This window comes from Kamptonema sp. PCC 6506, assembly GCF_000180455.1.
GTDB classification, from domain to species: domain Bacteria; phylum Cyanobacteriota; class Cyanobacteriia; order Cyanobacteriales; family Microcoleaceae; genus Kamptonema; species Kamptonema formosum.
The window spans coordinates 43,050-53,342 of record NZ_CACA01000374.1 but is presented as its reverse complement, the minus strand read 5'-3'; the positions used below and the strand labels follow the sequence as shown (position 1 = coordinate 53,342).

The window sequence follows — 10,293 nt, the reverse complement described above, 5'->3', positions numbered from 1 at the left end:
GCTATCCTTATCTTATGTTTAATTAGGTGGAGCGACTTAATACCAATTCTCCAAATTAACAATCTGCATTGTTGAGTTAACTTCATAAGATCGACCGCATCCTTTCTTCCTTCTACTTATTATTTAGCATCACTCCCTTGTTTAAGCTGCTCGATCTGAAACTGTGCATCCCGATAACCCCCGGATCGCCCTTGATCTAAATAGAGTTTGCCAGCTTTTTCAAAATCACTAATTGCCCCTGGTTTATCTCCCAAAATACGGCGTACATTTCCTCTACCTACATAAGCAGCCGCGAAATTAGGATTGAGGCGAATTGCTTGCACGTAATCCGCGAGAGCATCCTCATAATTTTTCAGATCGTAGTGAATCTTAGCTCGATTAGAATAAGCTTCATAATCATTAGGATTAAGCCCAATCGCCGCCGTATAATCTGCAACCGCGCCCTCCCGATCTCCCGCCGCAGAGTGAGCTAAACCTCGGTTACTGTAAGCACTGTCATTTTTAGGATTCACCTTGATCGCCTGAGAACAATCGTCAATTGCCTTCTGATAATCCTTCAAGTTCAAATAAGCAATACAGCGATTATTATAAGGAACAGAATCTTGAGAATTGAGTGCGATCGCCTGAGTGCAATCATCAATCGCTGCCTGATGCGCTCCTAAATTTAACTGCGTACTGCACCGATTAGCATAAGCATCCACGCTCTTAGAATCAATCCGAATTACCTGAGAGTAATCTGCCAACGCACCTTTATAATCACCTAAATGAAAACGAGCTCTCCCTCGACTATAATAAGCGTCAACATTGCTAGGTTCCAGACGAATTGCTTCCGTATAATCGCCCATAGCTCCCTGCAAATCAGCACCAGCAGCCCGTGCCATTCCCCGCGCATGGTGAGCTTTAGCAAGACTAGGCTGTAACCGAATTACCTGAGTAAAATCTTTAATCGCAACTGGATAATCTTGTAAGCCAAAATAAGCAAGCCCGCGCTCATAATAAGCATCAGGATCGTTAGGTTGGAGTTTCAAGAGCTGAGTATAGTCTTCGATCGCCCCTCGGAGATCCTTAATCTCGAAACGGGTTAAGCCTCTGTTAAAATAAGCCTTAACATAGTTAGGATCGAGAGCGATCGCTTGGGTGTAATCCGCGATCGCAGCTTCGTAGTTTTTCAAGTCATAATTAGCATTTGCCCGCTTGTAAAAAACCTCGGCACTCTGTGGATTTAGCTGAATCGACTTGTTAAAAGCCGCGATCGCCCCCGCTGCATCTCCCACCTGCGATTTTTCCACACCGCGATCGAAATATTCCTTAGCTTTTACCGGATTAGGACGGTTAAAAAAAATGAGCAAACATACCAGTGCGATCGCCGCCCCAATTCCTAACAACACCAACCATAGCCGAGAGTTGAGGCGAGGTAGCGATCGCCCGCCAGACATCCCCATTTTTGTAGTAAAACTAGCCTGTTGTTCCCCATCTCTAGCATCTGAACGATTGTTGAGTTTTCTCAGCGCCGCCAACACCTCCGCCGCCGACTGATACCGCTTTCCGAAATGGTGATGAACCATTTTATCTAAAATATTCGCTAATGCTGTAGAACATTGAGCGCGATTTCGCCAAATCATACCCCCTGTATGAGAAGGATGAGGATCTTGCAATTTCGGTAAATCTGTACCTGGTAAACCCGTAATCGCTTGAATAGCCATCATCCCCACTGCATAAAGATCGCTATTAAATTGAGGATTGCCTTGGAATTGTTCGATCGGCATATAAGAAGGAGTACCAGTCGCAATTGTCCGGGGGATTTCTCCTGAAAAATTAGCAATTTGAGTGCTAACTTCTTTAACAGATCCGAAGTCAATTAAAACTAACTTACTATCAGGTTTACGCCGAATTAAATTCGAGGGATTAACATCTCGATGAATCACACCTTGATCGTGAACAAAAATCAAAATTTCTAAGATCTCTTCCAACAAAGACAACACTCGCTCTTCCGGCCAAGGACGACCGGGCAAAATTTCCTTTGTTAGCGGATGACCGGGAATAAATTCTTCAACTAAGTAAAACTGATTTCCCTCTTCAAAGTAAGCTAATAAAAATGGAATTTGATTATGTTTTCCCAACTTTTCTAAAATTTCTGCCTCTTGTTTAAATAAGCGCTGAGCAGTTTTAAGAATAGTAGAAGTATTGCTAGGAGGTCGCAGTTGCTTGACCACACATTGAGGATGGCCGGGCCGACGAGTATCCGCCGCCAGATAAGTCTGTCCAAAAGCCCCTGAACTAAGAATTTGAACAACACGGTAACGTCCATCCAAAAGTTGACCAATCATGTTCATAAATAAGGATAATGGGTAATGGGGAATTGCTAATTGCTAATTGCTAATTGCTAATTTGACAACGGATTCGGCAATGGATTTAACTGATTGATGGCTTAACAGTTATCAGTTATCAGTTAACCGTTAACAGTTAACAGTTAACCGTTAACCGTTAACCGTTAACAATATTATGGGCTAATTTGTGCCTGTGCATTTTTGTAAGCATCGGCCCTACCTTGCTCCAGAAATAGCGTTGCAGCCTTCTGAAAATCTTCATTTGCTCCTAAGCGATCTTTCAGTTCCCGGCGGATGATTCCCCGGCTATAATAAGCAGTAGCATTATTAGGGCTCAGACGGATTGACTGAGCAAAATCTTCAATTGCAGAACCATAATTTTTGATTTCCGAGTAGACAATCCCGCGATTGCTATAAGCAACTGCGTCGCTAGGATTAAGCCGAATTGCTTGAGAGAAATCTTCAATGGCTCCTTGTTTATCTCCAATGGCAGAACGAGCCAAACCTCGATTGCTGAAAGCTTTAGGATTGTTGCCAGTAATCCCAATAGTCAAGCTGCAATCTTCAGAGGCTTTCTGATAATCTCCTAAATTCAAACGAGCAATGCACCGATTATTGTAAGCCTCAGCATTTTTGGGATCGAGGGCAATTGCCTGAGTACAATCTTCAATGGCTTTATCGTAAGTTGCCAGATTTAAATAAGCGCTGCAACGGTTGGTATAGGCATCAGCTTGGTTGGGGTCTAATACAATTGCTTGGCTGTAATCTTCCATTGCTCCTTTATAATCTGCCAGATTAAACCTGGCTCGACCTCGGCTGTAGTAAACGCTGGCTTGTTTGGGGTTAAGTTCAATTGCTTGGGTAAAATCTGACATTGCGCCTTGTTTATCGCCAGCGGCTGAACGAGCTAAGCCTCGGTTACTGTAAGATTTAGCATCGTTAGGATTGAGGCGAATTGCTTGGGTGTAATCTTCAATCGCAGTTTTGTAATCTCCCAATTCATAATAACCTAAAGCTCGTTGGTAATATGCCTCTGCATCGTTGGGGTTGAGCCGAATTACTTGGGTAAAATCCTGAACGGCGCTACGTCTATCTTCGATATCAGTGTAGGCTAGACCTCTGTTATAGTAAGCTTTAACGTTGTTAGGATCGACTTGAATTGCTTGGGTGTAATCCTGAATTGCTTGTTGGTATGCTCCTAAATCGTAGTGAGTATTGGCCCGTTTGTAATAAGCCTCTGCATCGCGAGAATTGAGTCCTATTGCTTGGGTGTAATCTGCGATCGCACCTGCTTTATCGCCTTGCTTTGCTTTTTGAACGGCGCGTTCGTAAAACTCTTTTGCTCTGGCGGGAGCTTGGCGCTGCCAGAAGTAAATTATAATTGCAGCTAGGATTAAAGCGCCTGCGATACCAGCTAGCACGAAGTAAATATTTTTCTGGGGTTGCTTCTGTACTGGTTGACTCATAGCAGGACTAGCCATTGTTTGGGGTGGAGGAGAAACTGGAGAGGGCGAAATAATCTCTTTGAGGGCAGATAATACTTCGGCGGCAGATTGATAGCGATCGCTAACAGGTAAGATCGTTTTATCGAGGATGTCTGCTAGGGCCCCAGAGCAAGAGATGCAATCGCGATCGAGGATTTTATCAGTACCGACCTCGGATTTTCGCTTTTTCAATTCTTCTACAGACAATCCCATTAGTCCTTGGATCGCAATCATCCCCAGACTATAAATATCAGTGTTAAAGTGCGGGTTGCCTTGGGACTGTTCGTTAGGTATGTAAATAGAAACTTCACTACCCGATCGCCGTCGTTCCCCCTTGGTATCGGTAATTTTCTTCTCTTTCTGGGTAAGGATAACCCTGCTTTCCTCCTCTTCTGTCTGAGGACTCTCCTCTTCCTGCTTGGTAAGGGAGGAAGACAATTTGGCGTGGCGATCGCCATTTGAGTTGGAGGTGACAGAGACAGAGGTTTCGGGTACTGGTACGGAATTAGACAAGGGATTAATTTCTTTGTCTAACCGAAAACCAATTAAAACTAACTTGCCATCAGACTGTCGCCGGATTAAATGGTCGGGTTGAATGTTGCGGTGGATGACCCCGTTCTCGTGTACAAAGGTTAAAATCTCTAACACTTCTTCCAAAACAGCGATCGCTTGTTCTTCCGTCCAAGGTTTACCCGGTGTTAGTTCGCGAGTTAGAGGTTCTCCGACAATCAGTTCTTCAACTAAATATAAATTTTGATTCTCTTCAAAATAAGCTAATAATGACGGGATTTTGTCATTTTTTCCCAGTTTTTCGATGATTTCTGCTTTTCTTTGAAATATGACTTTGATAATTTGGGGCGTTTCCGCAGTCTTACCGGGAATTCGGAGCTCTCTGACGACACATTGGGGATAACCTGGCCGGCGAGTATCCGCCGCCAGATAAGTTTTCCCCAAGCTATTTGAGCCAATGACTTTAATAATGCGGTAACGTCTATCTACAAGTTGGCCAATCATGTCATACCCCCAGCCCTATTAATGCTTGATTGTGGCACAGAATGAGGCTAGCAGGGGCAAAAAGCTAGGGAGTTTTAAGCTTTGGATGGGAAAGGCGGAAAATGGCAGTTGCTCAAATAGGGATGGGCGATCGCGATCGGAAGGAAGAAGGAAGAGGGAAGAAGGAAGAAGGAAGAGGTAAGAAGGCTTTATTCTATCTAGGATAGAAGGAAAATGCAGTAAAATCAATGGTTTCAGCAATTGAAAACCTTCTTTAAGCCTTGGGGTTGCTATCGCTTCACCCTTGCCTGTGCGATCGCTACCCCTGAAGAGCTTGACGAATTTGGCGCGATCGAAGTCAACTAACATAATCACAACCAGGTCTGAAACTCAGATTGAATAAATATTATAACAGTTAACAGGACTCAGTAACGCCGCCATCTTGCTTGGCGGGTGGCCGTACTGCGATCGTGCGTAAGTTCTGGCTAATTAAAAAGTGCTACATTTTTTGTTTTAGTATTAAGTAAATCACCTAATTAAACATCAGATAAGAATGGCTAAAAAGCTGATCGTATAAATATTCTTCCTTCTCTCCTAGATAACTAAATTTTTCTTCCTTCTTCCCTCTTCCTTCTTCCTTCTTCCTTCTCCTTAAAACATTAATTTTTAATCGTTATGTCAATATCTCGCCGCCAATTAATCGCAAATTTTGGACTGGCTGCAATTGCTACTCAGTTACCATCTGCCGCCCAAACTAACTCCTATTTACCATCCCTTATCAAACCGCCTCGCCTCAATATCAACGATACTGTAGGATTGATAAATCCCGCCGCTTTCAGTTACCCTCAAGAAATCGAACCGATTAAGCAAATTTTATCTCAACTAGGATTAAAAGTTAAATTAGGAACGCATATTTTTGATCGTTACGGTTATTTAGGAGGAAAAGATCCCGATCGCGCCGCCGATGTCAATGCCATGTTTGCCGATTCATCAGTCCAGGCAATTCTCACAGTACAAGGTGGATGGGGCTGCAATCGCATTTTACCATTGCTAGACTACCAATTAATCAGAAATCATCCTAAAATTATCATGGGATTCAGCGATATTACTTCTTTGCTATTAGCTATTTATGCCAGAAGCGGGGTTGTTACTTTTCATGGCCCCGTAGGCATATCAACTTGGAGCCAATTTACAGTAGATTCCCTCAAGCAAGTTTTATTCAATCCCCAAACAATTACCTTGCAAAACTCTAGTCAAATTAGAGTACAAACTATTACTCCAGGTAAAAACCAAGGTAAATTAGTCGGCGGTAATTTATCAGTATTAGCTGCAATGGTAGGTTCTGATTACCTGCCAGATTGGAAAAATAGCATCTTATTTGTCGAGGAAGTTGGAGAAGAAGTTTATCGCATAGACCGGATGCTAACACAACTGAAGCTAGCAGGAATTTTGAATGTAATTTCTGGTTTTATTTTCGGTCAGTGTAACAAGTGTGAACCAGAACAACCCCAGGAATCATTAACCTTAGAACAAGTTTTATTTGAACACATCCGTCCCTTGAATATTCCTGCGTGGTATGGTTCAATGATTGGTCATATTCGCGATATATTTACTCTACCTATCGGCACAGAAGTTGAAATAGATGCCGTTGCTGGTACTATTAAATTGTTAGAACCTGCCGTAACTTAATAGCAAACTATATTCACATAATCTCAAGTTGTAGGGTGGGCGCTCGCTGCCAAAATCTTGTCAGGAGTAGCTATTATAGTTTCTGCGAGCGCCCACCTTACGTTTATTTATGCCCACCTACTTATATTCAAATAATCCCAATTTTGAAAAGTCATGTAACAATAACAAGAGTAGGTTGGGTAAAAGGAAGTAAAACCCAGTCTCAGGAATATCATATTTAGGAATTCAATCACCATGAACCCCAAAAATTATCAACAACTTGTTAAACCTTTATTAATAATTATCTTTGCAACTATCTGTTTGGTTTTTCTCAATCCAGGGCAATTAATAGGCGAAAAAAACACAACCATTTATCAGTACCAAAAATTTCATAACCCTGACGGAATTGGCAAATTTTATATGGGTCGAGAAATTGCCCAAGTCATGGGACATCAGGGAGCTAGTTGGTTGGAGCGTCCATCTCGTGGAATGGAAGAAAGACCTAGTAGATTAGTCAAAGCTTTAGAGTTAAAGCCGACAGATATTATAGCGGATATTGGAGCTGGTACTGGTTATTTTAGTTTTCGTATGGCTCCCTTAGTTCCCGAAGGAAAAGTGCTGGCTACCGATATTCAACCAGAAATGATTGATATTATCGAAGATTTAAAAAAAGAGCGAAATATTACCAACATCGAGACGATTTTAACTACCGTAGCTGACCCTAAATTACCGGAAGAAAGTGTAGACTTAGCCCTGATGGTCGATGCTTATCACGAATTTGAATATCCTAGAGAAATGATGTTAGGAATTGTCAAAGGTCTTAAACCAGGAGGTCGTGCGGTTTTAGTTGAATACCGGGGTGAAAATCCGCTCGTTATGATTAAAGGATTACACAAAATGACTCAAAGGCAAGTTAAAAAAGAAATGGCGGCGGTGGGTTTAGTTTGGAAGGAAACAAAGGATTTATTGCCTCAGCAGCATTTGATGGTATTTGAGAAAGTAAAATAGAACTTATACCAAATCCGGTTAAATACTGTCATTGCGAGCGAAGCGAAGCAATCGCCTAGTCTCTGCGATTGCTTCGCTTCGCTCGCAATGACGATAAAGGGGCTAGTAAACCTGGATTTGGTATTTACCCACTCTTTACGGAATCTCGATTGTCATAAGTTCCGTATCGGGTCAAAAGAGCAAATTCGCTGCTGCTTCAATCCGCGCTATAGGTGCTACAGAACGGGGTAACATTGGCAAGCGAATAATAGTTTGCTCAGGCAATAAATCCCCATCAATATCTACTCCAGGTTGGTAGCAATTATGTACCGCATAGCGCTGCTGTACGCCCATAGTTTTAAGAGATTCTGCTAATCTGACTTGTTCAGCAACAATTGCAGCTTGAGCCTGAAAAACTCCGATAAATTCAGTATGAGATGGATCTTTTAACTTCTTTTGCGATTGTACTACTTGCTGCCGCAATTTCCGCAATCTTCCCATCAAATCTACTCTGCCCAAAACATTTTGATACTTCATCCACAGTTTAAAAATCCAAGCTAGCCAGTCTCCTAAAGCTGTTGGCATTTCTAAGAAACGGAGCAAATGACCAGTCGGTGCAGTATCTAAAATAATTAAATCCTCTTGTTTACTATCTAATAAATTCATCACAGCCACAAGAGATAACATCTCATCAATTCCTGGTAATGCTTGAGCCACAATTTGCCGCCAAGCTTCAGGACTATAAGCCATTTTTACGGCATCCGCTTCGCTACTTTCGCCGCTAATCATTTCTGCTAATTCCCACAGATAATCTTCGCGAAATTGGTCGAGTACGATTTCAGCATCAATTTCTTGGGCGCTCAAATTATCGCTTAGCTGTTGTGGTTCGTGTGTCAATTGTTGCCCAAAAGCATCTCCTAAAGAATGGGCGGGATCGATAGAAATTATCCGAATCTTTTTGTCTGGATAGCGATTTGCCATCGCCCATCCCATCGCGGCGGCAACTGTTGTTTTACCAACTCCGCCTTTACCACCTACTAGGATTAATTGCCGCTCTTCGGCGATAAAATCGCTGAAACTGGGAGGGATTTTTGTCGGCCATTCGATAATTGGTGGAGGGGCTAATTCTACTGTTTCAATTTTTTCTATTTGAGCTATCAAATGGTCTAATGCTTCTGCACCAAGGGGTTCTGAGTTTTGTTGCGGTACGGTAAAAATATGATGATTGCCGGGCAGTTGTAGGAATTTTTGTAATAATTGCTGTTGTTCGCTGTAGCGATCGGCATTTGTATCAGTATTTGTGATAATATGGTTGACAAATAACCCGCCGCAGGGAATTTCTAGTTTGTGCAAACTATCTAGAAAGCGTTGTGTTTCTAGGAGGCTCATGGGTTCTGCGATCGCGACTACATTACAAGCACTGAAATCAGTATCCTCAAGTAGGTTTCTACCTTCGGCTAGTTCCGATTTCATGTCTGTTAAAAAGCGATCCGCTTCATCAGTGGTGTAGCGCCCTGCTAAAGTTTCGCTGACTACGCGATGTTTCTGTTGAAATAATTCGAGGGAAGCTAACATGACATCGAGAAAGTCTTTGAGGCCGAAGAGATTTACAGTGTGCCCGGAGGGAGCCATATCTACTACTACACGATCGGCGGCTTTTTCTGTTAGCAACTTTTGAATTTCTAGAAACCCCATAAGTTCGTCTAAACCGGGCCAACTCAAGTCCCAAACGGGGGTTAAGTCTCCTCCTTCTACAAAGCTTCCGCGCTCTACTAATAGTTCTAAAACTTCTCCGTATTTGGCTTTAAATTCCTGCAATATTTTCTGAGAGTCGAGGGCTCGCACGCTTAAGTTAGGCAAATCTGCGATCGCTTTGGGTGCGTCTTCAACTTCCATCTGCAACACATCCCCCAAGGAATGGGCGGGATCTGTGGATATTAATAGGATGTTTTCGTGGGGAAATAGCTTGGCCCAGCGACGCGCAAACCCGCAGGAAAGGGTTGTTTTCCCTACTCCGCCTTTACCGCTGAACATTGCTAGGTGGAGTGAGTCGTACTGGTTCATATTCTTGGATGGTTTAGCCAAACTTTAAATTATATAGCAACCGCTTTCGGCGGTTAGGGGCTAGGGGCTAGGGGCTAGGGGCTAGGGAAAGAAGGGAAAGAAGGGGTTAGGGGCTAGGGAAAGAAGGGAAAGAGAATAAAAGTAAGAGCTTCGGTGCGATCGCTCAGCCGAACGATTCCATAAATTTAGAATGCCCTAATGGTCTTGGCGGTTGCTATACCTAGTATTTTAACTTCAAGTATAGAAGTTATGCACTGTTTACGTAACGCCGCCGTCCCAGGGGTATCTTTACCGCCTAGAGGGTGGCGTTATAAACAGTTTGGCATAAGTTCTAAAATGCTTAAAAGCCTTATCTAGCAAGGCTTATGGCTTTTATATTTTGGACAATATCCGCTAACGGTGATTACGATCATCTACTTAGCTGAGCCAAATCACAAAACATATCTTAACAATCCGTTACATTAATTTACATAAGGACACAAACAACAAAGGAAAAAGACATGAACGCACGTAACTACATCGACGACCAAGGACTTCTCAACAACTTCGCGATCGAGCCCAAGATGTATGTAGATGAGAGCGTTAGCACTGGTTTTACCCCTTACGCCGAGAAGATGAACGGACGGTTTGCGATGATCGGCTTTGTCTCGCTGCTAGCGATCGAAGTTTTGACCGGACACGGCTTTCTGGGTTTTCTGAAGGATGTTTTAGGCTAAAAAGCTTGTATCGACTGTAAATCCATCAATTCTTGCAAAATCTTAGGAGAATAA

General features: G+C 42.7%; 6 protein-coding genes. 3 read left to right on the top strand and 3 right to left on the bottom strand.

Features of this window, described 5'->3' with window-relative positions; all coding sequences use genetic code 11:
• Positions 1–119 precede the first annotated feature (119 nt).
• The gene (locus tag OSCI_RS27575) at positions 120–2,327 is read right to left on the bottom strand and encodes a serine/threonine-protein kinase (RefSeq protein WP_007358539.1); all 2,208 of its coding nucleotides are present in this window, start codon (positions 2,325–2,327) and stop codon (positions 120–122) included.
• Between the two features lie 173 nt (positions 2,328–2,500).
• Entirely contained in the window at positions 2,501–4,825 is a 2,325-nt protein-coding gene (locus OSCI_RS27570) for a tetratricopeptide repeat protein (RefSeq protein ID WP_007358538.1), read from the bottom strand.
• A gap of 654 nt (positions 4,826–5,479) precedes the next feature.
• On the opposite strand from OSCI_RS27570, the gene OSCI_RS27565 reads away from it, so the two are divergent.
• Both OSCI_RS27565 and OSCI_RS27560 read left to right on the top strand, forming a co-directional pair.
• Complete coding sequence (locus OSCI_RS27565; protein WP_007358537.1) at positions 5,480–6,493, top strand: S66 peptidase family protein; 1,014 nt, start codon at positions 5,480–5,482, stop codon at positions 6,491–6,493.
• Positions 6,494–6,727: 234 nt separating this feature from the next.
• On the top strand, positions 6,728–7,480 hold the full coding sequence (locus tag OSCI_RS27560; RefSeq protein ID WP_007358536.1) for a class I SAM-dependent methyltransferase: 753 nt from the start codon (positions 6,728–6,730) through the stop codon (positions 7,478–7,480).
• A 171-nt stretch (positions 7,481–7,651) separates the two neighbouring features.
• On the opposite strand, the gene OSCI_RS27555 is transcribed toward OSCI_RS27560, so the two are convergent.
• On the bottom strand, positions 7,652–9,523 hold the full coding sequence (locus OSCI_RS27555) for an ArsA family ATPase (protein ID WP_007358535.1): 1,872 nt from the start codon (positions 9,521–9,523) through the stop codon (positions 7,652–7,654).
• A gap of 500 nt (positions 9,524–10,023) precedes the next feature.
• Between OSCI_RS27555 and OSCI_RS27550 the strand changes: the two genes are divergently transcribed.
• Complete coding sequence (locus OSCI_RS27550) at positions 10,024–10,239, top strand: chlorophyll a/b-binding protein (RefSeq protein WP_007358534.1); 216 nt, start codon at positions 10,024–10,026, stop codon at positions 10,237–10,239.
• Positions 10,240–10,293 lie beyond the last annotated feature (54 nt).